At 59.8% G+C, this 24,967-nt stretch carries 25 protein-coding genes; 9 read left to right on the forward strand and 16 right to left on the reverse strand.

The window, feature by feature from the left end; genetic code table 11:
• Positions 1 to 47 precede the first annotated feature (47 nt).
• The gene (pruA, locus tag CIC07_RS14320; protein WP_076355243.1) at positions 48 to 1,595 is read right to left on the reverse strand and encodes an L-glutamate gamma-semialdehyde dehydrogenase; all 1,548 of its coding nucleotides are present in this window, start codon (positions 1,593 to 1,595) and stop codon (positions 48 to 50) included.
• 138 nt (positions 1,596 to 1,733) lie between these two features.
• Here pruA and CIC07_RS14325 point away from each other — a divergent pair, with 138 nt between their 5' ends.
• A complete protein-coding gene (locus CIC07_RS14325; RefSeq protein WP_076355241.1) occupies positions 1,734 to 2,666 on the forward strand; it encodes a proline dehydrogenase family protein in 933 nt (310 codons plus the stop codon).
• 37 nt (positions 2,667 to 2,703) lie between these two features.
• Positions 2,704 to 3,606 (forward strand): arginase, encoded by a 903-nt coding sequence (rocF, locus tag CIC07_RS14330; RefSeq protein WP_076355239.1) that lies wholly within the window; start codon positions 2,704 to 2,706, stop codon positions 3,604 to 3,606.
• Between the two features lie 10 nt (positions 3,607 to 3,616).
• Here the strand turns inward: rocF and CIC07_RS14335 are convergent, their stop codons facing one another.
• From CIC07_RS14335 to CIC07_RS14345, 3 genes are all read right to left on the reverse strand, one after another.
• Positions 3,617 to 5,347 carry a ribonuclease J gene (locus tag CIC07_RS14335; protein WP_083687934.1) on the reverse strand — a complete coding sequence of 577 codons (1,731 nt, stop codon included), beginning with the start codon at positions 5,345 to 5,347 and terminating at the stop codon, positions 3,617 to 3,619.
• A 189-nt stretch (positions 5,348 to 5,536) separates the two neighbouring features.
• Positions 5,537 to 6,019 (reverse strand): pyrophosphohydrolase domain-containing protein, encoded by a 483-nt coding sequence (locus CIC07_RS14340; RefSeq protein WP_076355237.1) that lies wholly within the window; start codon positions 6,017 to 6,019, stop codon positions 5,537 to 5,539.
• 540 nt (positions 6,020 to 6,559) lie between these two features.
• On the reverse strand, positions 6,560 to 7,384 hold the full coding sequence (locus CIC07_RS14345) for a hypothetical protein (protein ID WP_076355235.1): 825 nt from the start codon (positions 7,382 to 7,384) through the stop codon (positions 6,560 to 6,562).
• Positions 7,385 to 7,574: 190 nt separating this feature from the next.
• Between CIC07_RS14345 and CIC07_RS14350 the strand changes: the two genes are divergently transcribed.
• The gene (locus CIC07_RS14350; protein WP_076355233.1) at positions 7,575 to 8,006 is read left to right on the forward strand and encodes a NucA/NucB deoxyribonuclease domain-containing protein; all 432 of its coding nucleotides are present in this window, start codon (positions 7,575 to 7,577) and stop codon (positions 8,004 to 8,006) included.
• 64 nt (positions 8,007 to 8,070) lie between these two features.
• Here the strand turns inward: CIC07_RS14350 and CIC07_RS14355 are convergent, their stop codons facing one another.
• The 5 genes from CIC07_RS14355 to miaB all read right to left on the reverse strand — a co-directional run bounded on the left by CIC07_RS14355 (position 8,071) and on the right by miaB (position 14,403).
• A complete protein-coding gene (locus CIC07_RS14355) occupies positions 8,071 to 8,799 on the reverse strand; it encodes an amino acid ABC transporter ATP-binding protein (RefSeq protein WP_076355231.1) in 729 nt (242 codons plus the stop codon).
• On the reverse strand, positions 8,792 to 10,228 hold the full coding sequence (locus tag CIC07_RS14360; RefSeq protein ID WP_076355229.1) for an amino acid ABC transporter substrate-binding protein/permease: 1,437 nt from the start codon (positions 10,226 to 10,228) through the stop codon (positions 8,792 to 8,794). Before CIC07_RS14360 ends, CIC07_RS14355 begins: the two co-directional genes overlap by 8 nt.
• A 237-nt stretch (positions 10,229 to 10,465) precedes the next feature.
• A complete protein-coding gene (locus tag CIC07_RS14365) occupies positions 10,466 to 11,632 on the reverse strand; it encodes a phosphodiester glycosidase family protein (RefSeq protein WP_076355227.1) in 1,167 nt (388 codons plus the stop codon).
• A 312-nt stretch (positions 11,633 to 11,944) separates the two neighbouring features.
• Positions 11,945 to 12,697, reverse strand: a complete 753-nt coding sequence (locus CIC07_RS14370) for a glycoside hydrolase domain-containing protein (protein ID WP_083687931.1) — start codon at positions 12,695 to 12,697, stop codon at positions 11,945 to 11,947.
• Between the two features lie 212 nt (positions 12,698 to 12,909).
• Positions 12,910 to 14,403: a tRNA (N6-isopentenyl adenosine(37)-C2)-methylthiotransferase MiaB gene (miaB, locus tag CIC07_RS14375; RefSeq protein WP_083688083.1), complete on the reverse strand. Its 1,494-nt coding sequence runs from the start codon at positions 14,401 to 14,403 to the stop codon at positions 12,910 to 12,912.
• 485 nt (positions 14,404 to 14,888) lie between these two features.
• On the opposite strand from miaB, the gene CIC07_RS14380 reads away from it, so the two are divergent.
• Positions 14,889 to 15,293: a DUF1259 domain-containing protein gene (locus CIC07_RS14380; protein ID WP_076355223.1), complete on the forward strand. Its 405-nt coding sequence runs from the start codon at positions 14,889 to 14,891 to the stop codon at positions 15,291 to 15,293.
• A gap of 200 nt (positions 15,294 to 15,493) precedes the next feature.
• Here the strand turns inward: CIC07_RS14380 and arr are convergent, their stop codons facing one another.
• Together arr and CIC07_RS14390 are read right to left on the reverse strand one after the other, a co-directional pair.
• Positions 15,494 to 15,895 carry an NAD(+)--rifampin ADP-ribosyltransferase gene (arr, locus tag CIC07_RS14385; protein ID WP_076355221.1) on the reverse strand — a complete coding sequence of 134 codons (402 nt, stop codon included), beginning with the start codon at positions 15,893 to 15,895 and terminating at the stop codon, positions 15,494 to 15,496.
• A 255-nt stretch (positions 15,896 to 16,150) separates the two neighbouring features.
• Entirely contained in the window at positions 16,151 to 17,581 is a 1,431-nt protein-coding gene (locus tag CIC07_RS14390; protein ID WP_083688081.1) for a DHA2 family efflux MFS transporter permease subunit, read from the reverse strand.
• Between the two features lie 283 nt (positions 17,582 to 17,864).
• On the opposite strand from CIC07_RS14390, the gene CIC07_RS14395 reads away from it, so the two are divergent.
• Positions 17,865 to 18,467 carry a TetR/AcrR family transcriptional regulator gene (locus CIC07_RS14395; protein ID WP_076355217.1) on the forward strand — a complete coding sequence of 201 codons (603 nt, stop codon included), beginning with the start codon at positions 17,865 to 17,867 and terminating at the stop codon, positions 18,465 to 18,467.
• Positions 18,468 to 18,546: 79 nt separating this feature from the next.
• Here the strand turns inward: CIC07_RS14395 and def are convergent, their stop codons facing one another.
• The 5 genes from def to CIC07_RS14420 form a co-directional block, all read right to left on the reverse strand.
• Positions 18,547 to 19,062: a peptide deformylase gene (gene def, locus CIC07_RS14400; protein WP_076355215.1), complete on the reverse strand. Its 516-nt coding sequence runs from the start codon at positions 19,060 to 19,062 to the stop codon at positions 18,547 to 18,549.
• A gap of 113 nt (positions 19,063 to 19,175) precedes the next feature.
• Positions 19,176 to 19,676 carry an NUDIX domain-containing protein gene (locus tag CIC07_RS14405; protein ID WP_083687930.1) on the reverse strand — a complete coding sequence of 167 codons (501 nt, stop codon included), beginning with the start codon at positions 19,674 to 19,676 and terminating at the stop codon, positions 19,176 to 19,178.
• Positions 19,673 to 20,209 (reverse strand): GrpB family protein, encoded by a 537-nt coding sequence (locus CIC07_RS14410; RefSeq protein ID WP_234992899.1) that lies wholly within the window; start codon positions 20,207 to 20,209, stop codon positions 19,673 to 19,675. Before CIC07_RS14410 ends, CIC07_RS14405 begins: the two co-directional genes overlap by 4 nt.
• Positions 20,210 to 20,250: 41 nt before the next feature.
• The gene (locus tag CIC07_RS14415; RefSeq protein ID WP_083687929.1) at positions 20,251 to 20,655 is read right to left on the reverse strand and encodes a hypothetical protein; all 405 of its coding nucleotides are present in this window, start codon (positions 20,653 to 20,655) and stop codon (positions 20,251 to 20,253) included.
• A 33-nt stretch (positions 20,656 to 20,688) separates the two neighbouring features.
• Positions 20,689 to 21,363, reverse strand: a complete 675-nt coding sequence (locus tag CIC07_RS14420; protein WP_076355212.1) for a TetR/AcrR family transcriptional regulator — start codon at positions 21,361 to 21,363, stop codon at positions 20,689 to 20,691.
• 174 nt (positions 21,364 to 21,537) lie between these two features.
• Here CIC07_RS14420 and CIC07_RS14425 point away from each other — a divergent pair, with 174 nt between their 5' ends.
• From CIC07_RS14425 to CIC07_RS14440, 4 genes are all read left to right on the forward strand, one after another.
• Complete coding sequence (locus CIC07_RS14425) at positions 21,538 to 22,719, forward strand: YhgE/Pip domain-containing protein (RefSeq protein WP_076355211.1); 1,182 nt, start codon at positions 21,538 to 21,540, stop codon at positions 22,717 to 22,719.
• 100 nt (positions 22,720 to 22,819) lie between these two features.
• Entirely contained in the window at positions 22,820 to 23,392 is a 573-nt protein-coding gene (locus CIC07_RS14430) for a GNAT family N-acetyltransferase (protein WP_076355210.1), read from the forward strand.
• A gap of 254 nt (positions 23,393 to 23,646) precedes the next feature.
• Positions 23,647 to 24,384, forward strand: a complete 738-nt coding sequence (locus CIC07_RS14435; protein WP_076355207.1) for an MBL fold metallo-hydrolase — start codon at positions 23,647 to 23,649, stop codon at positions 24,382 to 24,384.
• A complete protein-coding gene (locus CIC07_RS14440; RefSeq protein WP_076355205.1) occupies positions 24,362 to 24,931 on the forward strand; it encodes a TetR-like C-terminal domain-containing protein in 570 nt (189 codons plus the stop codon). Before CIC07_RS14435 ends, CIC07_RS14440 begins: the two co-directional genes overlap by 23 nt.
• The last annotated feature ends 36 nt before the right edge of the window (positions 24,932 to 24,967 follow it).

Here is a 24,967-nt window from a genome sequence, read left to right on the forward strand (position 1 = left end):
TGGTTCTCAGTTCTGCATTGGCAGTGCCGCAGCGTCCCTGCCGCTCCCTACAGCTTCTCCGATATCGCCTTCGCCTGCGTGAACTGCAGCAGATAATCGCTGCCGCCGGCCTTGGAATCGGTGCCGGACAGATTGAAGCCTCCGAACGGATGCACGCCGACGAGCGCGCCGGTGCATTTGCGGTTCAAGTACAGATTCCCGACATGGAAGGAGCGCCGGGCCTCTTCCAGATGCGCCCGCTTGCCTGAAAATACCGAGCCGGCAAGGCCGTAAGCCGTATCGTTGGCGATGTCGAGCGCATCGCCATAATCGTCCGCCCGAATGAACGCCAGCACGGGCCCGAAAATCTCCTCCTGGGCCACTCTCGCCTTGCGGTCCACCCCCTCAATGATCGTCGGCTGGGCGAAATAGCCATAGCTGTCGTCGGTGCCGCCGCCCCAGACGATCTTGCCTTCGCCGCTGCCGATCTCGACATAGTCCGCGATCTTGCGCAGCGCCGCCTTGTCGATGACCGGCCCCATGTCGGTGCCGTATTCGGCCGGATCGCCGACCCGCAGCCCCGAAGCGCGGCGCACCACGTCCTCCAGCACGCGGTCATAGACGCCGGCATGGATGATCGCGCGGGAGCAGGCGCTGCATTTCTGCCCCGAAAAGCCGAAGGCCGAAGCCGCGATCGCCTCCGCGGCCGCCTCGAGATCGGCGCTTTTGTCGACGACGATCGCATCCTTGCCGCCAAGCTCCGCGACGACCCGCTTCATCCAGCGCTGGCCTTTGGCCAGCCGCGACGCTCTCTCATGGATCCGCAGCCCCGTCTCCAGCGATCCCGTAAAGCTGATGAACCGGGTGAGGGGATGATCCACCAGCGCGTCGCCGATGACCGATCCCGGTCCCGGCACGAACTGGATGGCCTGCTCCGGCAGTCCCGCTTCCAGCAGCAGCGCGACGAACCTCGCTGCGATGACCGCTGTCGGGCTGGCCGGCTTGAACACGACCGGATTGCCGCAGACGAGCGCGGCCGCCGTCATGCCGGCCATGATCGCGAGCGGGAAATTCCACGGCGGAATGACGACCCCGGTTCCGAGCGGAATATAGAGAAGCTCGTTGTCTTCCCCCTGCAGGCGGATCAGCGGCTGCGGCGCGCCGATGCGCTCGGCCTCGCGGCCGTAATAGTCCAGAAAATCGATCGCCTCCGCCGTATCGGCGTCGGCTTCCCCCCAGGGCTTGCCCGCCTCCAGCACCATGAGCGCGGAAAATTCATGCTTGCGCCTTCTGAGCAGCGCCGCCGCGCGGTATAGGATCCGCGCCCTCACGGCGAACGGCTCCCGCGCCCAGCCGGCTGCGGCGGCGTGGGCCGCCTCCACCGCTTCCGCCGCCTGGCGCAGGTCCGCCTGGACGACCCGTCCGATCACATCTCCATACCGTGCGGGATTGACGGAATCCGCCGTCGCGCCTTCCATCCTCTCCCTGCCTCCGATCAGAAGCGGATAGGTCAGGCCCTGGCGTCCGCGCTCTTCATCGAGCGCCGCATGGAACAGCGAGCGGTTGCGGTCGTCGCGGAAATCGGTGAGCGGCTCGTTGCGGAACGGTTCCAGCATCTCATTCGCCTCCGTATGTCCTTTTGGCTTGCAGTCATGGGTGTCGGGCACTCTGCCTATATATAATCATGACCGGCCTTGAACATGACTTGGAGCCGCTCGCGCCACAAGCGCCGGCGGAGGGAGGATGAGGGCTCGATGGGATTGGGCAACAAAATATACCGTTCGGTGCTGCTTGGACTCGCCGGCAACGGCGCCGTAGAAGCTGCCGCCCATAAAGTCGGCATGAAGCTCGGAGCTTCCCGCTTCGTCGCCGGAACGACGCTGGACGAAGCGGTCGCAGCCGCATGCCGATTGCGCGACAAAGGCATTCAGGTGTCGATGGATCATCTCGGGGAAGGAATCAAGACGCTGGAAGAAGCGGATGCCTACCGGGATGCCTATATTCTGCTGCTGCAGCGATTGCATCTGGAAGGGCTGTCCGGCAATGTGTCGCTGAAGCCGACGCAGATGGGGCTTGCCCTGGATGAAGCCTCCTGCCGGGAGCGGATCACGGCGATCGCCAGGGAAGCCAAGTCCAGAGGCGCATTCGTGCGGCTGGACATGGAGGACAGTCCCTATACGGGACGCACCATCGAGCTCGTGCGCAGGCTGCACAAGGAAGGGCTGACCAATACCGGAACGGTCATCCAGGCCTATTTGTACCGAAGCGCCGAGGATGTGCGCAAGCTCAGCAACGCCCGCATCAATCTCCGGCTCGTGAAGGGGGCGTACAAGGAAAGCCGGGCGATCGCGTTCGCCAAGCCGGATACGGTCGCGGCCAGCTTCAAGCGGCTGATCCGGATGCGGCTGGACAGCGGCGTCTACACGGCCGTGGCCACGCATGACGACGAGATCATCCGCTGGACCAAGGCTTACGCGGCCCGGCGCGGAGTCTCGAGGGGAGCCTTCGAGTTCCAGATGCTGTACGGAATGAGGATGTCGATGCAGGAGCAGCTTGCCGCCGAAGGATATACCGTCCGCTGTTATGTGCCCTACGGAGAGCGGTGGTATCCGTATTTCGTCAGAAGGCTTGCGGAGCGCCCCGAAAATGTCGGCTTTGTCCTGAGGAACCTGTTCAAGCGGAGCTGAATTCAGGCCGCCCTGACCCGACGAGAGGAGAATGTCGATGAATCCAACTGTGCCCGTCCGCATCCTGCCCGTGGCGTTCGATTACGGCGCCGGGCGCGGAGGCGCCGCATCCGGTCCCGAAGCGCTGCTCCAGGCAGGCCTGGCCGAACGGCTTGCCGGCCTGGGGCGGCAAGCCGTTGTGCTGGCCCGCGTCCCGGCGGCAAGCCTGCAGGCCGAGTTCCGAAGCGCCCCAGGCATGAAGCATTGGGGCCGGGTGCTGGCAATGGCCGAAGAAACGGCAGCGGCAGCGGCTGCCGCTGCCGACGGGGGCTTCCCCCTCATACTGGGCGGCGACCACAGCATCGCCATCGGGACGATAGCCGGCCTGGCCTCCCGCCGGGAGAGGCTGGGCGTCCTGTGGATCGACGCCCACTCCGATCTCAATACCCCCTCTACCACCCCGTCCGGCAATCTTCACGGCATGTCGCTCGCGGCCTGCCTCGGCTTCGGAGATCCGGACCTGGCCGCCGTCGGGGGTTATTCCCCGAAGCTCCAGCCGGAGCGCATCGCGCTTGTCGGAGCCCGTTCCCTCGACGAGGGGGAGCGGGAAATCATCGGCAGGCTCGGCATCGCCTGCTTCACCATGCATGACATCGACCGCAGGGGCATGGCCGACGTCATGAAGGAGGCGATCGCGATCGTCTCGAACGGATCGGACGGCGTCCATCTCAGCTTCGACATCGACAGCGTCGATCCCGGAGAGGCGCCCGGCACCGGCACGCCGGTGCGCGGCGGGCTGTCTTACCGCGAAGCCCATTTGGCCATGGAGCTGCTGCATGAAGCCGGCCTTCTCACCTCGGCGGAGCTGGTCGAGGTCAATCCTCGGCTCGACAGCGGGAACCGGACGGCCCGCCTGGCGGTGGAGCTGCTGGCCTCCCTTTTCGGAGAGAAGATCCTCTAGCCGACCAGCTCTATACCTCGATGACGATCGGCAGGATCATCGGCCTTCTTCTCGTCCGAGCGTAAATATGGCGGGCCAGATCATCCTTGAGCGAACGCTTAACGAGATTCCACCGGCCCGGCCGCTCTTCTTCCAAGCCGTTCACCGTCTTCAGCACGAGCTCCTGGATGCCGGCCATCAGCTCCTCGTTGTCCCGGACGTACACGAAGCCGCGGGAGATGATTTCCGGCTTCGCCAGCATGCGCCCGTCGTACTCGCTCAGCGTCACCACGACGACGAGCATGCCGTCGCCGGACAGCTGCCTGCGGTCCCGCAGCACGATCTGGCCCACATCCCGTCCGAGGCCGTCGACCAGGCTGCTTCCGGCCGGAATCGATTTCCCCTTGCGGGCCTCGCCGCCGGCCAGCTCCACCGTATCGCCGTTGTTCAGGATGAAGACGCGCTCCTGCGGAATACCGACCGCTGCCGCGAGCAGGCGATGCTGATGCAGCATCCGGAACTCTCCGTGGACCGGAATGAGATATCGCGGCTTCATCAAGGTCAGCATGAGCTTCAGCTCTTCCTGGCTGCCATGTCCCGACACATGCATGCCGGTCGCGCTTCCCGCTCCGTAAATGACGTTCGCCCCGATCTGGTACAGATGATCGATGATCCGGGAGACGCTCCGCTCGTTGCCCGGAATCGCGCCGGCCGCGAGGATCACGGTGTCCCCGGGAGCGATGCTCATCTGGCGGTGGCTGCCTGCGGCCAGCCTGGCAAGCGCCGCCATCGGCTCTCCCTGGCTGCCGGTGCACAGCACGGCAATCCGCTCCGGCGGATGATCCCCTGCTTCGCCGGCGTCGATGATCAGCTCCTCCGGCACGTTCAAGTACCCGAGAGAGGCCGCGACATCCACGACATTCACCATGCTTCTCCCGAGCAGCACGAGCTTGCGGCCTGTCGCGGCCGAGGCGTCGACGACCTGCTGCACCCGGTTCACATTGGAGGCGAAGGTGGATAGGAACACTCTCTGCTTCGCCTTGGAGAAGGCATCCAGAATATGGCCTCCGACGACCCTCTCCGAGGGGGTGAAGCCCGGCCTTTCGGCGTTGGTGCTCTCGGAGAGCAGCAGCTGGACTCCCTTGCTGCCGATGTCGGCCATCCGATGCAGATCCGGATAGGGACCGCTGACCGGTGACATGTCGAACTTGAAATCTCCCGTATGCACGATCGTTCCCTGAGGGGTATCAAAGACGATTCCGAGGCAGTCCGGGATGCTGTGGCTGATCGTGAAAAAAGCCGCCTTGAAGCAGCCGCCGAGCTCGACGGCCGAGTCCGCGTCAATGATATGAAGCTGCGCATCGCCCATCAGGCCATGCTCCTTCAGCTTGATCTCGATCAGTCCCATCGTCAGCCTCGTCGCGTACACCGGCACGGGCAGCTGCTTCAATAAATACGGAATGCCTCCGATATGGTCCTCATGCCCGTGGGTAACCAGCAGCGCCCGCACCTGGTCCCTGCGCTCGATCAGATAGGACAGCTCCGGCACGATCAGATCGACGCCGGGCTGGCTCTCGTCCGGAAACTTGGAGCCGCAGTCGATCAGGACGATATCTTCTCCGCACTGAAGCATGTACATGTTTTTGCCGATTTCGTTGACGCCTCCGAGAGCTGCCGCGAGCAGCCTGGAAGGACGCGGCTGCCCTCCGGCCCCCTCTGCTTCCGGCGCATATCCGCGCCGTTCATTCTTGACTCCATCCATCCCATTTCCTCCGCTTCGCTTCCAGCCGATGATGATATTGGGATTCCCGATTGAGCCGGTCGAAATGCGCTTGAAGAGCAAAAAAAACAGAACCGGCCGGCTTGGTCCATGAAAAACAAAACACCAAACCCCTCAAGCTGAAGGGGTTCGGTGTTTCACTTCGAATCTGAAACAGCCTTTTTGCATCGGCTAGACTTTGGCCGTCCGCTTCTGCCGCTCGATCTCCGCGATCAGCTGCGGCTCCGGCGCCTGCCAGCCGGCCGGCTTGGCGACCTTGCCCTGCTCGTTGTAGATCGGCTTGCCGTCCGGCCCGAGCTTGGCCATATTGGCGGCATGTACGATCTCGAACAGCCTCTCCGGCTCGACGCCCATCTCGACGAAGGTCCCGAGCGCGAAGTACATCAGGTCGATCAGCGCGTCGGCCTGATCCTCGACCGTCTCCGCCGCCAAAAACTCGCCGATCTCCTCGGTCATCCAGGATGCCCTCGCCAGCGCCCTTCCGCCTTGCCCTTGAAGCGAGGCGGCTTTCATCCGGCCTGCCAGCTCCTCGGTCGCCCGCCCGGCTTCGGCGACGGCTTCCCCTTCTCCTCTGAAAGCCATCGTCGGAGCTTCCGCGACCGGAGCGCCGAAGGCGGCGTGGAATTGCTTCACCTGCTCGTAATGCTTGTTCATCGTTCCCCTAACCCCTTCGCGAATGAGTTCACGTTCCTCATTGTACCATCGCGAGCAGGCGATGAGAACGGCCAGGAGCTTCCCTGCTGCATGTCCGCCGTTCATTTTGACGGCACGAAGGCCACCTTCCTTCCGACCGGCATCCGGCAACCGCCGCCCCTATCCGGAGCGCCTTGGCCGCAGGCAAGTCTTCCGTCTGCGCCATCGACCGGGAAGCAGCGGACGTAAGGAGTCTCTTGCCTCCCATAATAGGACTCCCGCAGGCCATGAACCGGATCCAGAAATCACATTAATGTGGATCAACAGCACAGACGCCTATGAATAAGAGCAAAAACACGGCAACCAGGCTCCTCCACCGCTGTATGAGATAAATGCCCTTCGTTTGCAACAAAAATCGGGCGCCCCTTGCGGGGCGCCCTTATCATGGGAGAGGAGAAACCGGACGAAGAGCTTATGGGGAAACGTAAGCCTTCTCCGCGGTGTCTACGGCATCTCTCGACGCCGATATCCTCATGATGCCCGCTTACCGGACATTTATACCTAATCGCCCACGAATTTCTGGACCAGCCGCTCTTCGAAAGATTCCCCTTCCTCGTCGTGCCATTGCTCCTTCGGTTCGGCGGCGGCAAGCAGGACCGAGCACTCCCGGAGCAGCCTCGACAGCAGGACGGCTGCCGCGGCAAGCGACGCATCCACGAAGGCCAGCACGGCAACTGGATGGTCTCCGAGCGACATGTAGCCCATCATGCCTCCCATCAGTCCGCCCATGAACCCGGCAAGGGCTCCTTCAAGAGAAGGCAAGACTCCGTGCGGGCTGCCAGCCATATAACCGGCTGCCGCGCAGGCCGCCGCTGCGGCCATCGCAGAGAGCGAAAAGCTGGCCGTGACGAGAGCGAGCAGCGTCCCCCCCGTCAGCCCCGCCGCCATCGCGAGCGTCATGCTGGCCATCATGAGATGCATGCGCGGCGCGCTCCTCATCCATCGAATCCGAAGCGTATAGTAGATGACGGCGATCCCGGCCGCCAGCAAGGACAATACTTTGGCCGCCGCAAATCCGAACGTCTCGGTTCCGCCGCCGGGAGGCTGGCCATGGTCCATGCCGGCCATGCCGGCATCCGCTGCCGCACGACCTGTATCGGCCGCATCCGCAGCTTCTCTGGCTTGCCCATGATTTCCGCTGTCCGCCCTCTCTGAAGTCATCGCCACGAAATTCGTGGCCAAGGACATCGCCGCCGGCATCCCCCGCACTCCCGCTTCCGTTATCAGCCTGCCTTCAGCAGCGGCTGCCGCCCCCGTGCTCAATGTCAATAGCAGGAGCGCCGCTGCAAGCGCTCTCGCCGCCACTCCGATCTTCAGCTTGCCCATGCCTCCTCCTCCAAGCGGATCCGCATCTGCCCAAAAGGCCGTTTCTATAGTTTATAGAAGCCCGGAGCCGCTTAGACTAGCCCTTTCGGGCCTGTCGGGACAATTCAAGTCTTTTCTTCCTCCTCCGCGCTGGTATACTTTTCTAGTACATACATGCGGCGAAGCCACGGAAAGGAACAGAATCGACAACATGAAGAAACTTTTGCCGTTATGGAGCCTGGCCCTGCTGCTCCTGCTGGCTGCCTTCGCAGGCGGCTGCAGCATCGAATGGGAGCAGGCGCCTCCCGCTCCAACAGGCCACGACGTCACGATCTATTTTCCGTCCGACCGCTACCCGGAGACAGCGGAGCATATCCGCAGCGCCGTCTCCAAAGGAGCCTCCCCCATCTGTACGATCCAAAGGGAAGGAGCGGAGGAGAACCGCAAGCTGTCGCTCAAAGGCATTCCGACCAAAAAGAAATACGACCGGGACGAATGGCCGATGGCCATGTGCCGCGAAGGAGGCAGCGGCGCCGATGTCGCCTACGTCAAATCCTCCGACAACCGGGGCGCCGGCTCCTGGATCGGCAACCAGCTGAGCGACTATCCGGACGGGACGAGAATCCGGATCGTCGTCCGCTGAGAAGCCCTCTCGCACAAAAAAAGCGTTCCGCCCTGTCGAACAGGGGCGGAACGCTTTTTTCACCCTACAAAACCTTGTCCAGGAAGCTGATCGTACGCTCATGCTTCGGACTGCCGAACACCTGCTCCGGCGAGCCTTCCTCCACGATGTAGCCGCCGTCCATGAAGATGACGCGGCCGGCCACCTCGCGGGCAAAGCCCATCTCGTGGGTGACGATGACCATCGTCATGCCCTCGCGGGCCAGATCCTTCATGACGCCGAGCACCTCGCCGACCATTTCCGGATCGAGAGCCGAGGTCGGCTCGTCGAACAGCATGATGTCGGGGTTCATCGCCAGCGCGCGGGCGATCGCCACGCGCTGCTTCTGCCCGCCGGACAGCGAGGCCGGATAGGCATTCGCCTTGTCCGCCAGTCCGACCCGGTCGAGCAGCTTCAAGGCCGCGGTCCTGGCTTCCTCCGCCTTCAGCTTGTTCAGCTCCACGGGAGCGAACATGATGTTTTTCAGCACCGTCATATTGGGGAACAGGTTGAAATGCTGGAATACCATCCCGATATTTTCGCGAACCTTGTTGATATCCGTGCGGCGGTCGTTGATGTCCATCTCGTCCACCATGACCGTGCCTTCCGTGATGTCCTCCAGCCGGTTCAGGCAGCGCAGCAAGGTGCTCTTGCCGGAGCCGGAAGGTCCGATGACGCAGACGACCTCGCCTTCCTGGACCTTCAGGTCGATGCCTTTGAGGACATGGTTCGTGCCGAAGCTCTTTTTAAGTCCGGTGACGCTGATTTTACCCATTCTTGATCTTCCTTTCCATCCCGTCGGCAATCTTCGTCAGCACCGTGATGACGATGAGGTACATGACCGCTACCGTGGCCCAGATGATGAACGACTCGAACGTGCGGGCGATGACGATCTTGCCCGACTGGGTCAGCTCCACGAGTCCGATGACGGACAGAATGGACGTATCCTTGAGCGTGATGACCATCTGGTTGATGAAGGATGGGATCATGACCTTCACCGCCTGCGGAATGACGATTTTGATCATCGCCTTGCGGTAGGACAAGCCCAGCGAGCGGGCCGCTTCCATCTGGCCGCGGTCGATGGACTGGATGCCGCCGCGGATGATTTCCGTCATATACGCGCCGGCGTTGAGCGAGAGCGTCAGGACGGCCGCCAGGAAGAGCGGCATCTTGAAGTCGAGCGCCTGCGGAATGCCGAAATAAATGAAGAATGCCAGCACGATCAGCGGTATGCCGCGGAAGATGTCCACGAATACCGTGGCGATGCCGCGCAGCCAGCGATTGCGGCCGACCTTCATGAAGCCGAAGATCAGGCCCAGAATGAAGGCGAAGAAGAGCGATACGATCGTGTACAGCAGCGTTTTGCCGAGTCCCTTGAGCAGCGCCGGCAGCGATTCGACGACGAGCGCCCAGCCGGTTTTGTTCGCAGCCGCTACGAGGTATTTTTCTTTTATTTCTTTCAGCTTGCCGTTCTGCTCCAAGTTCGCAAAGCCTTGGTTGAATTTTTCCAGCAGCTCGGCATTTTGGCCCTTCCCTACTGCAAACCCATAGGAAGCACCTTCGGTCCGCTCACCGACCGTTTTCAGGCCGTTGTTCTGCTTGACGCCATACTCCAACACGGGATAATCGTCGAAGCAGGCAGCCGAATTGCCGCCCTTGACCTCGTCGTACATCTGGGCGGAGTCGTCGAACGGCACGAGTTTGAAGCCGTATTTGGCGCTGATGGATTCCGCATACGAATAACCTTCCGTACCGGTTTTGACGGCTACCCGCTTGCCCTTGAGGTCTTCATAGCCCTTGATGGAGTCGTTGTCGGCCTTGACAGCCATGATGACCCCGGACGTGAAGTACGGAGTGGAGAAGTCGAACTTCGCCTTGCGCTCGTCGGTGATGCTCATGCCGGCGATGACGCCGTCCACCTGCTTCGCCTCGAGCGCCTGCACGGCTGCGTTGAAGCCGAGCGGCTTAATGTTGACCTTGAAGTTCTGATCCTCGGCGATCGCCCGGATCAGATCCATGTCGATGCCGACATACTGTCCGTTGACATCCTGGAACTCGAACGGAGCGAACGTGACATCCGTGGCGATGTCATACGTTTTGACGGCCTGCTCGGCCGCCGACGCCGGCTGTACGGACCCGGCCAGTCCCGTCGCGGCAAACAGCATGACTGCCATTGTAAACCATAAAGCGCGCAATGATTTCATACAGACCTCCGCATTCTTTTTCAAACAGTACAGATGTTTATAAACGAATACCCCACGATTTACGCACTCGGCGGGGATTTTTCATTGTACCAAATTTCGCGGCCGTTTGCGAAAGGCCTCTGGATTAGCATGCCAAAAAGCCCCGGCGGAATACCGGGGCGAGCTTCATTCTGTTCCTGCCGTTCTAAGGGCTCCTCATCGCCTTGCGGAGCTGCGGATCGAAGGCATCCGCCCGAATCATTTCACCAGACGGACCATCAAGGCGTTGCTCAGAAGGCGGCCCGGCCTCGTCAAGTACTTGCCGTCGTAATAAAGGCCGCTCGATGCGCCTCCATCGAGGTTCATCGCCTGCCAGGCGCCGAGGCTCTTCATGACGGCGGCCAGCTGCGGAATGGTCGCGCCTCCGGTCGTCACGATGATCAGCTTGTGGTCGCGGGTCAGGCCCAGCGCGCTGCGGGAACCGCCGCCCGTCAAAATCTTCGGATCGCGGAAGCCTTCCGTCTTCGGATCAATCGCCGCAGCTCCATCCTTCAGCAGCCTTGGTCCTGCCTGCACCGCTCCGTCCACACCGCCGTCCGGATAGCGGGCCTCGAACTCGGCGCCGGACAGCAGCTCGGTCAGCATATTGGAATCGAAGGTGAAGACCGTCTTTTTGTCGCCGGAGCTCTTGTAGAGCATCTGCCCTCCATTGAACAGGTATCCGTATGGATTTTTGACGCTGGAATCGGTATACGCGTCGAAGAAAGCCCCGTTGACGGCGAGAACCGCCCCTCCGCGCTTCGCCATCGCCGCCAGCTCCTCGGTACGTCCCGCCTTGCCTCCGGCGACAGCCACCTCCAGGTCGACGCGGGGGTCCATCAGCGACACCTTCGCCGTCTGGACGGAGAAGCTTCTGCCTGCCGCCTTGACCGACCTGCTTTCGATGACGATCGGCTTTCTCGCCACGCTGAAGGCGCCTCTCGGCACAAGCGGCAGCCTGAGCTTCCCGCCGTCCAGGGACAGGGATACGGCATTAGCCGACAGGAGCCGCTCCGACCCGATGCCGAATTGCTTGCTCAAAAAGGAAAGAGGCACGTAAGCAGCCCCGTTTTCCAGAAAAGGAGCTCTATTCAACGAGGCCTTCTCCCCGTTCGCGACGGCTTCTTTTTTGCCGATCGTCAGAACGGCCTTGCTGCCGTCCCGCACAATTTCGGCCGTCTCTTTGCCTGCGTCCCAGGACACGCTCATCCCGGGCAGCTGCTTGAGCGCGCGGAGCGGCACGAACGACGCGTCGGCGTCCGTGTATCCGTATGTTTTCTCCGCCGCATGAGCCGGCGCGGCTCCCAGCGCCAGGCCCGGAAACAGCGATGCTGCCGCCAGCAGCAGCATTCCCCTCGATTTTCGGCTTGCAGATGATGTCTTCATTGCCTGACTCCCTTTCGTTCCAGCCTTGCTGTAGTCGCGGTCCGACCGCACTGCAGCCGCGGACCGCCTTTATTTATGTCGACCTCAAGGCTTGCCGCTGTTAGTCTTTTTCCTGATGAAAGGGAGGATTTGGAAGCAACGAAGGAGAAACTGCTTGTCAAAAACATTCCTGCTTTCATCAGGATTGAAAACAGGGCATAACAAAAAGCTCCCCTCGCGATAGCAGGCATTTTATTCTTTCACCTGTCTACCTTATGGGGAGCCTATCAACTTCCGGCTGCCGCTTGCTCTTCTCTTCGCCTCCCGACGGAATCAGCCCCTGTCGAGCAGACGGGACAGAATGACCGCCATCTCCGCCCTCGTAAGCGGCTGATCCGGCTTGAAGGTTCCGTCCGGGTAACCTGCCATCAGATTTTCCTTCACCGCTCTCCCGATCGCCGAGCTCGCCCAGTAGCTGTCGGGAACATCCTTGAATGCCGATGCCATCGTATTCCACCATCCTTCTCCACCGAATGATTCGTTGAAATCCACCGTCATGCCCGCAAGCTTCTGATCGTTGCTGTACTGGCGGATATTGGCGCGGCTGCTGAGCTTGCCCCGGCTCCAGGAATACGTCTGCCAGTACGCCTGGGCCGCTCCTCGCCTGGCCATCTCCTCCACGACGGCATAGGAGCCGTACACGCCGATCCGATAAGCCGGAATTTGCGCCCGGGCCGCTGTCAGATAAGCCTCGATCGCGGCATAATCCGATGCCTGGGCATCATAGTCGACGGCGAAATAGATGACGCTGCCGGCCGGCTGCCCGACGGCTTGCGCCTCCAGAAGCGCAGCCGCTCCGTCGGCCTTGCCGGCCGCCGCTCCCGATGCCGCGCGGTTGTTCGCCGTCTCGTATACGGAGACGATCATCATGCCCGCTCCCGTGATGGCCTCGGCCTCGGCGCGCGTCAGCCTCTTCCAGGCATACGCCGCCGGCACGAGGTAGCGGCAGGCGAAAGCATAGCCGGCCGCGGCCGCCGCCTTGGCCGTTGAAGCGGTCAACGGAACCGCGCAATCGATTCCTTTCATCTTCCTCTCCTCCTTGCATCCGTTCTCTCCCTATCAGTCTATGACGGGACTGCCGGATTCTCTCGGGCTGACGCCGCTCCGTCCTTCAAAAATATGTCGCGCCATCCGCGCGAACCTCTTCACCGAACGGCGTCCAGGCAAAACAGGCGTGCACCGCTTTTGGTCCCCTACCAAAAAAAGCAGGCTGCCGCGCAGCCTGCTCCCAATGGATCTCAACCCGCCTCGCTCGTCTCCGCCACGAGCTCGCCCTTGATGTACCAGGTGTGGGCATCGACGATTCTCGCCTGGACGAACTGTCCGATCAGCGACTTCGGCCCTTCCAGATGAACGAGCTTGTTGCTGCGCGTGCGCCCGGACAGCATATCCGGCCGGTTCTTGCTTTCGCTCTCGACCAGCACTTCAACCGTCCGCCCCAGCAGCGCCTCATGGGCTTCCCGGCCGATCTCGGCGAGCAAGGCGTTCAGCCTCGTCAGCCGGGCTTTCTTGACCTCCTCCGGCACGTCGTTGTCCATGCCCGCAGCCGGAGTTCCCTCCCTCGGCGAGTGGATGAACGTATAGGCGAAGTCGAACCTGACCTCGCGAACGAGCGACAGCGTCTCCTCGAACTGCTCCTCCGTCTCGCCGGGAAACCCGACGATGATGTCGCTGGTCAGCACCGCGTCCGGAATCGCCGCCCGGATTTTGCCCGTGAGCTCCAGATACGCCTCTCTCGTATACTTGCGGCTCATCCTCTTCAGCACCTCCGTGCTGCCCGACTGGACCGGCAGGTGGATATGCTCCACGAGATTGCCGCGCTGCGCGAGAACGGAAATCAGCTGATCGTCGAAGTCGCGCGGATGGGAGGTCGTGAAGCGGACCCGCGGGACGGCGATGCCGGCAATATCCCGCATCAGATCTCCGAACCGGTAACGGATATCCTCGAAGTCCTTGCCGTAGGCGTTGACGTTCTGGCCGAGCAGCGTCACTTCCTTGTAGCCTTGAGCGGCCAGCTCCCGGACCTCGGCCAGCACATCCTCCGGACGGCGGCTGCGCTCCTTGCCGCGCGTGTAGGGGACGATGCAGTACGTGCAGAACTTGTCGCAGCCGTACATGATGTTCACCCATGCCCGAAGCCCCTCGCGCTTCTTGGGCATGTTCTCGATGATGTCGCCTTCCTTGGACCATACCTCGACGACCATTTCCTTGCTCAGCGCCGCCTCCTCGAGCAGACGGGGCAGCCGATGGATGTTGTGGGTGCCGAAGACCATGTCGACGAAGCCGTGCTTCTGGAGAATGCGGCCGACGACCGTCTCCTCCTGCGGCATGCAGCCGCAAAGGCCGAGCAGCAGGCCGGGCCGTTCGGTCTTGAGCTTTTTAAGATGCCCCAGCTCGCCGAACACCTTGTCTTCCGCATTCTCGCGGATCGCGCAAGTATTGAGCAGGATGACGTCGGACAGGGCGTACTCGTCCGTCGCTTCATAACCCATCTGCTCGAACATTCCCCGCATCGCCTCGGTATCATGCTCGTTCATCTGGCAGCCGTAGGTGCGGATCAGATAGCGCTTGCCCCGGCCGAAATCCTTCATCCGCTCGGGAATGAGGAATTCCCGGTGGACCTCCACCTCTTCCTTGCCGCGCTTCTTCTCCTCCTTGTAGGACGGTGCCGAGCTGATCTGGATCGTGCGGCCGTTGATCCGGTAGACCGTCTTGCCGTCCTCCTGGCGCATAAGCTTGGCGTTCGAAAAATCAAAATACTTGGAGTAGTCCTTGGACAAAATGGTTTCCTCCTCTTATGTACCGGCATCGGCCGACATGATGCTCCCCTGCTCTGATCCAGAATCCCGAATGGCTTCATCTTACCATGCCCCGCATGCCGGAGTAAGGAGGTGCGCCCAGAGATCGCTGCAGTTCTAGACTGTTCAAATATAAAACCAGCGGCAGATTAGGACCTGAAAATAAGTCCTAGACTGCTGCTGGTTTATGGAACTATCGTTTTCCGTTACTTTAAGTTCAATCTTTCACATTCTTTTATTAATTATATCATTATGAAAGGATGAGCTTAGTGGTGTAGTCATCCGAAAGTCTGCGGTTACAACATATGATCAGTAATATGATCCAACCTTCATAAAATCGCTCCAGGTGTCATATATTACTTTATATTTCGTTACCAAAGATAAGATTTAATTCATCAATACTTAAAAGGGTGATCGAATTGAATGGACACCAAATGATTTGTCAACAATTTGGTCAGATTCTAAAAGGGGAGGGTAAGTTTGAAAATGGTGTATGCTCTGTTTCATTAAAACGGAACTTTCCAGTAATGGTAATGGGACGTCCAAGTAAAGGTTTTTTGCTCGCAAATGTTTTGTTCGAATCTTTAGACGAGAAAGGAAATGCTCTCAATATAGGGGAGGTAGCCATTTTAGAAGAAGAAGTGTATGCATTTAATCGGGCATTGGTTCAACAAGGGATCATCGTGAGCGCATTACATAATCATTGGATATTCATTCAACCAAACCTGTTGTATATTCATTTTCAATCCGTAGAGCCTCCTCTTAATTTTGCTGAAAAGGTTGCCTATGCTTATTCAACATTAACAAGCTACCCTGCGATGTAAGAGCACTGCTGCAAATGATTTCACTCCTTTTTTATTCCTCCCTAAATTAATCTCTCCCTGTTAGTTGAGCGAAGGCTGCGGATCCATTGCGATCGGCAGCCTTCATTTTGTTGGTGTTATCGTTTCCCGACAGCTCGATGGAGGCCGTCAGGATCAAATATTGGGTTTGATAGATGTCTCCTGACCATTTAACAGTTGAGCTAATTCAGAATTTCGCCTTTATCTATTTTCGCCAAACGTTCTCTCCAGACTGCGAGTTGTTCAGGCGTTTGTCGCACCCAATCTTTCACTTCGCCAACAATTTTCAGTGGGGCTGTGCTGCGATAGGATCGCGTCGGATTGCCTGGAAATTTCTTGTCCGTCACATTTGGATCATTTTCCCAGCCGCCAGTCGGCTCAACGAGATACACGCGCGGTGCACCATTGCCTTTTGCCAACTCAGCAGCCAGCCCAGCCCCATCGCGCAAAGCCGTAAAATAAATGTGATTCATCACAACATCGGGATTGTAATTGGAGCGAAAGCCAGCTGTGAGCAAGTCTCCAATCTGCAAATCTGCTCGTGTCCCATGATAATAAGGACCTTTGTCAAGACTTTCAGCCATCTCGCCACCACCCCTATCTCAGTCAGATAATCTAATTTTATCATGAAATCCGCCCGATACCTTAATGCCGACTGCCAGTCTTCAACTTTACTTTCACGGTCCAAACCTTTATTTTTCAGTCTTACACTTTATTTTCACAACACAGCTGGGCCTTGAGGCCCGTGGACAGAAAAAAAAGACGGCCTTCCTTCGCGAAAAGGAAAGCCGTCTGGATAGGCTGTCTTGCGGAAACCGGCAGCAGCCTGCGGCGGGCCGTTAAGCTTCTTGTACGGCCGACTTCGTCGCCGTGCTTGTGGATTCCACTTCCGTCACTTGCTTGACTTTCTTGATGAAGAAGGAAAGGACCAGCGCGACAACGCCGATTCCGACGATGACGAGGTAGGCATCGTTGATGCCTTGGATGGAGGCTTGCATCGCCAGCTGCTCCTTCGTCTGGGCCGCGCCCGATGCCATCATCTCCTGAGCATGCGTCTTGGCGCGGCTGGACATGACGGTAATGAGCAGGGAAGTGCCTACGGCGCCGGCTACCTGCCGCACCGTGTTGGAGATGGCCGTGCCATGCGCATTAAGCCGGTTCGGCAGCTGGTTCAAGCCTGCGGTCTGCACCGGCATCAGCAGCAGCGCCATCCCGATCCTGCGGCCTGTGGACATGAGGACCAGATACGTATAGCTGGTGGAGTCCGTCAGGTCCGTGAAGCCGATTGTCGTCACGATGGTGATGATTAGGCCTACGACAGCCAGCCACTTGGCGCCGAAGCGGTCGAACAGCCTTCCGGCAACCGGCATCATGAAGCCCATGACAAGCGCGCCGGGAAGCAGCAGCAGGCCGGATTCGAGAGCCGTATAGCCGCGGGCATTTTGGAGATAGAGCGGAAGCAGCATCATATCCGCGTACATGACCATCGTAATCGCGACATTAATGACCGTCGTCAAGGAGAACATATTGTACTTGAACGCCCGCAGGTCAAGCAGCGGACTTTTGGAGGTCAGCTGCCGCAGCGAGAACAGGACGAGCGCCAGCACGCCGGCAGCGATGGTGGAGATGACTTCCGCGCTCGACCAGCCTTTGCCGGCGGCCCGGCTGAAGCCATAGAGCAAAGCGCCGAAGCCGACGGTGGACAGCAGCACGCTGAGCATGTCGATCTTCGCCTGGCCCCGCTCCGATACATTCCGCAAGAAGATGAATCCGCAGACGATGACGATAAGAGTAAAGGGAATCATTCCGTAGAACAGCGTTTCCCAAGCGTAGTTTTCCAGAATATAGCCGGCGAGAGTCGGGCCGATGGCCGGGGCGAAAATGATGGCCAGACCCATCATCCCCATGGCGGCTCCCCGCTTCTCCGGAGGGAACAGCGTCAGGATGACATTCATGAGCAGCGGCATGATGATGCCTGCGCCTGCCGCCTGGATCATCCGTCCGGTCAACAGGACAGGGAAGCTATGCGAGAGAGCCGATACGATCGTTCCGACAAGGAAGATCATCATGGAGGCCTGGAACAGCTGCCTCGTCGTGAACCGCTGCATGAAGAAAGCCGTGATCGGGATCAGCACCCCGTTGACGAGCATATAACCCGTCGTCAGCCACTGCGCGGTCGCAGCCGTAATGTTGAAATCGTTCATCAGCTCCGGAGTGGCGACGCTCATGATCGTTTGATTCAGCGTCGCTAAAAAGGCTCCCAAAATCATGATGAACAAGATCGGTCCCTTTTTTATGTTACTGGCGTTTAATTCCTTGCTTGTGCTCAACTTGCTCCATCCTCTCCAAACCTATAATCTAGACTTAATTTACAATGTGTAAGATAATCGACACTGTATAAATTAGATTATATTCAGAAAGCAGTATCTTACAAGTAACGCATCGGGGCAAAATGTAAACTAGTCATCACATTGTGGATATATGTCGTTCAGTTCGCACATAACAGACATAAAACGAATTATTGTAAAGTATCTGATGAAGGAGCCGAAAACCATGACAGAACCCGCCAAGCCTCGTGTCGATCCCCGGGTGCTCCGTACTCGGCAGCTGTTGAAGGATGCTTTGATCGATCTCCTGCAGGAAATGGATCTCGAAAAAATATCCGTCAACCGGATCGCGGAGCGCGCGACGATCAACCGCGTCACCTTTTATTTGCACTATCGCGATATACCCGACATGCTGGAGAAGATGGCGGACGATATGGTAGATGATATCCAGCGGGTATTGAACCAATCCGAGGTGAACGACCGATCGCCGGAAGAAGCCGAATCGCTCAAGCTGGTCAACCTTCTCCAGCATATCGCGGAGCATGCCAAGTTCTATAAGATCGTTCTCGGCTCGAAACGGACGCCGGTGTTTACCGAACGGTTGCTCAAGATGCTGTCGGAATCGATCGCCTTAAGAATCGAAAGGTCGGGCAGCGACGCTTTCCTCACGAAAACGGGCACGCCTAAGGACATTGCGATCTGGTACGGATCCGCGGCTCTGATCGGAACGATCGTAGCTTGGGTGAGAAACGACATGCCTTATTCGCCGGCCTTTCTGGCCAAGCATTTCTCGATCATGACGAAAACGAACGATGCGGGGGCATCATAAATAACGGCAAGATTCCGCAGATGCGCCGCTTCGAACGGAATTCGGATCGGCTCCAGAACCGCTCCGGCCCGTCGAAATCTCAAGTCTTCCGGCTCAGCTGCAGGATCGGCAGGAGATTGGCCCTTCGTCCCGTGTGCTCCTCGGTCAGCCAGTTCTCGCGGACGTGGTCGACATACAGGATTCCGTCCAAATGATCGATCTCATGCTGCATGCAGCGGGCCAGATAGCCTTCTCCGTGCAGCACGGCGGTCTCGCCCGACCGGGTCAGCGTTTTTACTTGCACCCTCTGCGAGCGCGTCACATTGCCGTAATACCCTGGCAAGGAGAGGCAGCCCTCCGCTCCCGTCTGCTCGCCTTCCCGGTGGATGATCTCCGGATTGATGAGCTCGATCAAGCCCTCTCCGCAGTCCATGACGATGAGGCGCCGCAGGATGCCGACCTGCGGAGCGGCAAGTCCCGCCCTGCCTTCCCGTGCGTACAGCGTCTCGGCGAGGCTGTCGAGGTAGCGGATCGTGCGCTCATCGACGCTGTCGACCTCGCGGGCCCTGCGGCGGAGAATGGGGTCTCCGAACGGCAGGATTTCTTTTACGGCCATCACTCAGGCTCCCTTCTATTTTTGCGGTGGAGCATGTCTCCGCAAGCTTACCGGCATGCGCTCCTGCGCCATGCCGATTCCTTTCAGCTGATGCCGGCATAGGGTGAACCGACCTAAAATACTTGAGGATCCTTGAGCTCGCTCCATTGCATGACCGCTTCTTCGTCCTCGCCCGCCTTGATCGTACCGGAATAGACAAGCCGTTCGTCGCGATGCCGAAAATAATGCAGCAGCATTTCCCGAATTACTGCAGACAGATGCAATCCCGTCAGCTCGTGTTCGGCGATCCAATGAAGCTTGCCTTCGTCGGAGTTTACGAGCTCTGCCTTCTCCGTTCGTCCAAAATAGACATACTGGATTCGAATTTCATCATCCTTTTGCCGCATCAGCACATACCGGAGCATCAGATCCGTCACCTCATCCAGCAGAAGGCCGCTCTCTTCAAGAATTTCTCTCCGCACAGCCGTGTCCGGATCCGAAATTTCCTCCGGCTCCAGATGCCCTCCAAGCGCAGTCCAGAACGGGAAGCCGAACCAGCGGCTCTTGTCCTTCTCCATCATGATGTAATGTCCGTCCCGGCTAATGAATGCGGTGGCCATCTGTCTCAGCTTCATGGATTTGTCTCCTTGCCCTGTGCCCGCCTCCCCGCCCGCTCCATCACGGTCCGGATGAACGGCCCCTTATGAGCCGTATAAGCCGCCCGGTCATCCGGATGCCGGCTGGCCAAATCAGCCTTCAGCTCGGCATACTGCCTCAGCAGTCCCGAATCGCTGCGTAGGCTGTCGCGGAACAGCAAATTGTCCTTCCACTCCTTGCTCCCGATCTCGTAGACATGCAGATGATGGGTTCCCTTTCCCCATTGGCCCCGCCGAAAAAAGCGCCGCTCGGGGAATTGTGGCTTGGGCACATATTCATAGCCGAGTGCAGCCAGCGGCTGGATGAATGAATCGGCGACGGCCAGCTGCTCCACGCCAACGGCTATGTCCAGAATCGGCTTGGCGGCCAGACCCGGCACCGAGGTGCTGCCGATATGCTCCACCCTTATGCTCTCCCCGGCCAGCGCGGCAAGAATGTGAGCCTTTTCGCTTTCGTATTCCATTTGCCATGAAGGATCGTATTCCATGACGATGACTCGGTTCGTTCCCAACTTGCTCCATCCCCTCCTATATATGTTCCTGTCCTGTCTGCCTATCCTGTTTCCGATCTTTTTCTGGCCGCCCAGGTCACGACGTCGCTGCTCAGGGAGACCGGCACCCCGTCGCGCTCGATTTCCAGCGCGTAAGGCTTCACGGCGTGACGCAGCAGCTCCCAGCCCCGGTACTTCTCCGCCAGCAAGGAGCCCAGCTCCTCCGCATCCAGCAGCAGCTCGAACTTCGGATCCAGCTCCTCCCCCGTCGCCAGGCTGACTTCCCTTACGCCTGCATTGACGATGAGAGCGTGGATGCCGCGCCGGCGCTCCAGCTGCCCGAACAGGTCGAGCACGGTCCGCACCGGCTTTTCCAGCCAGGAGCCGCTTTGAAACAGAATCTGGTTTTCGTAGCAGTCGTCATGGTATTTCTTTTCGTAATCGCGGATGAGCTGCAATCGGTTCATATTCCCTCCCGGACTGTCCGCCGATCTGGATATTCAGGACGGACCCGACGGTCCATCCCCGTTCATTCCTTCCCCGCCCACCCGCTTACCGCCGGCGGGAGCCTCCTTCAAGCCGAGCGCGACGAGCGGCCCATAGTGCATGGTGCGGATCATGATTCTCGCCATCTCTTCGGAGGTCAGGTTCATTCCCGATCCGATCCAATGCATGAGGAGACCAAAGTTCGCCGACGTCACATACGCGGCGAAATAATCCGGCGGCATGCTCGATTTGCGCTCCGGCATGTCTTTGGCCTTCTCGTAGACATGCTCCGTGAACAGCTGGCGGAACCGCAGGGCGTAGGACATGTCGCCTAGCGGCCCGAACATCGCGCGGAGAAAGTCGGCATGCGCCGCCAGCGTGTCGAAGATGGCAACGCTCTGGGGATAAGCCTCATCCCGATCGGCGTACGCCCACGCTTCCGCCTTATCCAGCTTCTCCACCTCGGTCCGGATCCGGTTGAACACCTCGTCCTTCAGCTGCTGGAGCATGTCCGGCACGTCCCGGTAATGCAAATAGAACGTTCCCCGGTTGACGTCGGCGCGTCCGGCGATATCGGTCACGGTCACGTTCTCCGCCCCCTTTTCCAGGACGAGGCTCATAAGGGCTTCATAGAGCAGCTGCTTCGTGCGGGCTCGTCTCCGATCCGGCTTTCCTGTGTTTGAATGCATGTCTATTCCTCCCGGATCAGGCTGTTGCTGAACACTTCCGCCGATCATGACGAATACTCGACACTCCGGTGAAATGTGATGATTGTGCTTTATGCTCCTCTCATTATAATTAACAACGTGCTTTGTATTCAACATAGTGTTCATTTGCACATTGAGAAGGAGCGGATAGGAGTTATGGCCATCTTCAAGCAAAAAATGGTATGGATTGGAATGATCGTCGTTCTTGCCGTTCTCGTCGTGTTCGGTGCCGCAATGATGGGGTCCGTGCTCGGCACGAAGCCGAAGGAGGTGCCGGCGGCTCTGGTCATTCTCGACCGGCCGGCGGAGCTTCCCGGCGGAGGCTCGCTTGCGGTCGGCGAGAAGCTGAAGGAGCAGCTGCTCTCCAATGACAAGCTGCCGATCAAATGGACCGTCCTCGATTCGGAGCAAGCCGCCCGCGAGGCTTTGGACGCCAGGGAATTGTACGGAGCGCTCATCCTCCCCGCCGATCTCAGCTCCGGCGTCGCCTCGATATCCGGAGCCGCTCCGCAGCAGCCGACCGCGCGGATTCTCGTCAGCGAAGGCTTGAACGCCCAAGCCTCGACCGTCGTCCGGCAAGGACTGGGGCAGGTCATGAGCATGGCGGGAGCTGAGCTGTCCCGATCGATGCTCGCCGGAATCGCACCGAACTCGCAGCAGCTTCCGATCGCCGCGGCTCAGGCGCTTCTGGCCCCGATCCGGGTGCAGGAAGAAACCGTTCATCCGGTCGGCGCCAACAACGCTTCCGGCAGCGCGCCCGGCCTGCTTACCCAGATCATGTGGATGGGCAGCCTGGTCAGCGCCATGATGCTCTTCCTGGCCGGCGGCAAAGCCGTCCAGGCAGGAGCGGGGAGGCCGGCGGCAGTCGCTTGGCAGCCGGTCATCGGCATCGTCATCGCCGGCATCGCGTCGGGATTCCTCGTGTGGACCGCCTCCTCCTGGTATGGCATGGAGCTCGCGCACTCGCTGGACACCTGGCTGTTCCTCTGGCTTGCCGCCGCCGCCTTCTATATGCTGCAGTCCGCGCTGCTCAACTGGATCGGGTTCCCCGCGATGGGAATTCTCGTCCTGCTCATGTTCTTCTCCATGCCTCTGCTCAACATGGCCCCGGAATTCCTGACAGAGACATCCCGGCTCTGGATCTACTCCTGGACTCCGCTGCGGTTCGCGGCTTACGGCTTGCGGGAAGTGATGTACTTCGGCGGCCTGGACTCAGCCGGCGGCAGCGCCACAGTGCTGGCATGCATCGCCGGCGGATGCCTTCTGGCGCTGCTGGGATCGGGATGGAGGAAACCCCGGACCGGCAGCAAGGCCGACACGGTTCCGGCGTCGGCGTGAAGGCCGGGCTTCTTTTCCGAGCCGGCTTCGGGTATTCTGACAGGACAGGCCGCCGTCCACTCTTATTGTCGGAGCCTGACCGGATAAGGAGAAGAACGCCATGATGCAGCTGCTGCAAATTCCCCAGGAGGATTGTCCTGCACACCTGAAAGACCAGATCATCGCCTTCATGCGGACGGAATGGCCCCAAGCGTTCCGGGACGGGGAGCCCGCCGCTTGGCCGGGCCAGCCCTCCACCCGGCCCCATTCGCTGATTTATGCCGACAACGGCGTCGTCATCTGCCATCTCGCCATTCCCCGCATGACGATGCTTCATGAGGGCGAGACGTACGAAGCCTTCGGAATCAGCGAAGTGCTGACGAATCCTCTCTACCGCCGGCAAGGCTTCGGACTGAGGCTGATTCGGGAAGCCTTTTCCTATACGATGTCGCAAAAAGCCGATATAAGCTTGTTCACCTGCCATGCCGATCTGGTCCCCTTTTATACCCGGGGCGGATGGGAACGGGCCGGCGGGCTTGCCTTGATCGGCGGCACGCGGGAGCGGCCTTTGCGCAGCGATTCCCTCGGCCTCGCGACCATGCTTCATCTGGCTTCTCCCAAGGCCCGCCACCATCGCGAGTCCTTCCGGTCTGGCGGCGTGCAGCTGGAGCTCGGCGAAAGAATGCTGTGGTGAGCAAGCTGCGGCTTGTCCATCGGCGAAACTTGAACAGCGGCAGAACCTGGCTTGACGCCCATTCGGTTCTGCCGCTGTTTTTTTTGCCGGGGGCATCCGCCGACAGGGACGGGGCTTTTGCCGCTTCCGTCCGCTCTCAGCAAGGCAAGAAAGCGATCAAATACACAGGTTGCGAAAAAAGGGCTTGCGAAAACTAATATCATTAGTTATATTGAGACTAATCAGATTAGTTTTAATGAAGGAGCGGATTCCCTATGAAAACGGTTCGGAACCAAACGGTTCGCCAGCTGGCCTTTCTCCCCCGCCTGTTCCCGGTCAACGCTTATTTCGTCGAAGAGGAAGACGGGCTGACGCTAATCGACGCCGCGCTTCCGTACAGCTCGAAGGGCATCCTCCAGGCGGCCGCCTCGATCGGCAAGCCGATCGCCCGCATCGTGCTGACCCATGCCCACGGCGACCATGTCGGAGCGCTGGACGCTCTCAAGTCGGCGCTGCCTCATGTTCCCGTCTATCTGTCAGCCCGAGATGCAAGGCTGCTGGTCGGGGATCTGTCCCTTGACGAAGGAGAGCCGTCCACTCCGATCCGCGGCGATATTCCGAAAAACCTGAAGACCCGCCCCGACGTGCTGCTGCGGGACGGCGACGCGCTCGGCTCGCTGACCGCCATCGCCGCTCCCGGACACACTCCCGGCTCGATGGCGTTCCTCGATGGCCGCAACGGGTCGCTGCTGGTCGGGGATGCGTTCCAGGTCCGCGGCGGCCTCGCCGTCAGCGGCCAGATGCGGATCCTGTTCCCGTTTCCCGCCATGGCTACCTGGAACGCGGATGTCGCGCTGGAGTCCGCCCGCAAGCTTGCCGCTCTGAAGCCGACGCTTCTCGCAGCCGGCCACGGACGCATGATGCAGCAGCCGGGAGCCGCTCTGCAACAGGCCATCCGGCAAGCCGAATTCCGCCAAGGAGGCAAAGCCCATGTCGCCGCGAATCGGTCTTGACCAAGCAGCGCTGCTGGGAGCGGCGGCCGAGCTTGCCGACGCCCATGGCTTCGAGGCCGTGACGCTGGCGTCGCTGGCCCAGAAGCTGAACGTCCGCTCTCCGTCTCTCTACAACCATGTGGCCGGCCTGCCCGAGCTCCGGCGGCTGCTCGCGCTGAACGCGCTGGAGCGGCTGAACGGCCGCCTCGTGCTGGCGCTCGACGGCAAGCAAGGCGACGAGGCCATGCGTTCGTTCTGCGCCGCTTATCTTCAGTTCGCGCGGACGCATCCGGGACTGTACGAAGCGGTCCAAAGGGCTCCCGAGCCGGAGGACGAGCAGCTTCAGCAGGCCGGCGGAACCGTTGTGCGGCTTGCGCTCGATGCCTTGTCCGGCTTCGAGCTGCAGGGCGATGCCGCCATCCATGCGGTTCGCGGCATCCGCAGCCTGCTGCATGGCTTCGTTTCGCTGGAGAGAGTCGGCGGCTTCGGCATGCCGCTGGACACCGACGCCACTTTTCGCATGCTGGTGGATACGTATATGGAAGGCCTTCGGCAACGGGCAAAATAATCGAAGAGGCGCCCGGATACAATCCGGGCGCCTCTT

This window comes from Paenibacillus sp. RUD330 (genome assembly GCF_002243345.2).
Classification (GTDB): domain Bacteria; phylum Bacillota; class Bacilli; order Paenibacillales; family Paenibacillaceae; genus Paenibacillus_O.

What these genes read in the sequence shown, in the direction of transcription:
- miaB (WP_083688083.1), bottom strand. Translation starts at nt 14,403, where the DNA reads ATGCGCCAGGAGGACGGCAAGACGGTCTACCGGATCAACGGCCGCACG.
- CIC07_RS14345 (WP_076355235.1), bottom strand. Translation starts at nt 7,384, where the DNA reads ATGGGCAAGCTGAAGATCGGAGTGGCGGCGAGAGCGCTTGCAGCGGCG.
- CIC07_RS14435 (WP_076355207.1), top strand. Translation starts at nt 23,647, where the DNA reads ATGAAAACGGTTCGGAACCAAACGGTTCGCCAGCTGGCCTTTCTCCCC.
- def (WP_076355215.1), bottom strand. Translation starts at nt 19,062, where the DNA reads ATGGCCGTAAAAGAAATCCTGCCGTTCGGAGACCCCATTCTCCGCCGC.
- CIC07_RS14440 (WP_076355205.1), top strand. Translation starts at nt 24,362, where the DNA reads ATGTCGCCGCGAATCGGTCTTGACCAAGCAGCGCTGCTGGGAGCGGCG.
- CIC07_RS14420 (WP_076355212.1), bottom strand. Translation starts at nt 21,363, where the DNA reads ATGCATTCAAACACAGGAAAGCCGGATCGGAGACGAGCCCGCACGAAG.
- CIC07_RS14395 (WP_076355217.1), top strand. Translation starts at nt 17,865, where the DNA reads ATGACAGAACCCGCCAAGCCTCGTGTCGATCCCCGGGTGCTCCGTACT.
- CIC07_RS14405 (WP_083687930.1), bottom strand. Translation starts at nt 19,676, where the DNA reads ATGAAGCTGAGACAGATGGCCACCGCATTCATTAGCCGGGACGGACAT.
- CIC07_RS14430 (WP_076355210.1), top strand. Translation starts at nt 22,820, where the DNA reads ATGATGCAGCTGCTGCAAATTCCCCAGGAGGATTGTCCTGCACACCTG.
- pruA (WP_076355243.1), bottom strand. Translation starts at nt 1,595, where the DNA reads ATGCTGGAACCGTTCCGCAACGAGCCGCTCACCGATTTCCGCGACGAC.
- CIC07_RS14365 (WP_076355227.1), bottom strand. Translation starts at nt 11,632, where the DNA reads ATGAAGACATCATCTGCAAGCCGAAAATCGAGGGGAATGCTGCTGCTG.
- CIC07_RS14360 (WP_076355229.1), bottom strand. Translation starts at nt 10,228, where the DNA reads ATGAAATCATTGCGCGCTTTATGGTTTACAATGGCAGTCATGCTGTTT.
- CIC07_RS14370 (WP_083687931.1), bottom strand. Translation starts at nt 12,697, where the DNA reads ATGAAAGGAATCGATTGCGCGGTTCCGTTGACCGCTTCAACGGCCAAG.
- rocF (WP_076355239.1), top strand. Translation starts at nt 2,704, where the DNA reads ATGAATCCAACTGTGCCCGTCCGCATCCTGCCCGTGGCGTTCGATTAC.
- CIC07_RS14390 (WP_083688081.1), bottom strand. Translation starts at nt 17,581, where the DNA reads ATGATTTTGGGAGCCTTTTTAGCGACGCTGAATCAAACGATCATGAGC.
- CIC07_RS14355 (WP_076355231.1), bottom strand. Translation starts at nt 8,799, where the DNA reads ATGGGTAAAATCAGCGTCACCGGACTTAAAAAGAGCTTCGGCACGAAC.
- CIC07_RS14425 (WP_076355211.1), top strand. Translation starts at nt 21,538, where the DNA reads ATGGCCATCTTCAAGCAAAAAATGGTATGGATTGGAATGATCGTCGTT.
- arr (WP_076355221.1), bottom strand. Translation starts at nt 15,895, where the DNA reads ATGGCTGAAAGTCTTGACAAAGGTCCTTATTATCATGGGACACGAGCA.
- CIC07_RS14350 (WP_076355233.1), top strand. Translation starts at nt 7,575, where the DNA reads ATGAAGAAACTTTTGCCGTTATGGAGCCTGGCCCTGCTGCTCCTGCTG.
- CIC07_RS14325 (WP_076355241.1), top strand. Translation starts at nt 1,734, where the DNA reads ATGGGATTGGGCAACAAAATATACCGTTCGGTGCTGCTTGGACTCGCC.
- CIC07_RS14335 (WP_083687934.1), bottom strand. Translation starts at nt 5,347, where the DNA reads ATGGATGGAGTCAAGAATGAACGGCGCGGATATGCGCCGGAAGCAGAG.
- CIC07_RS14340 (WP_076355237.1), bottom strand. Translation starts at nt 6,019, where the DNA reads ATGAACAAGCATTACGAGCAGGTGAAGCAATTCCACGCCGCCTTCGGC.
- CIC07_RS14415 (WP_083687929.1), bottom strand. Translation starts at nt 20,655, where the DNA reads ATGAACCGATTGCAGCTCATCCGCGATTACGAAAAGAAATACCATGAC.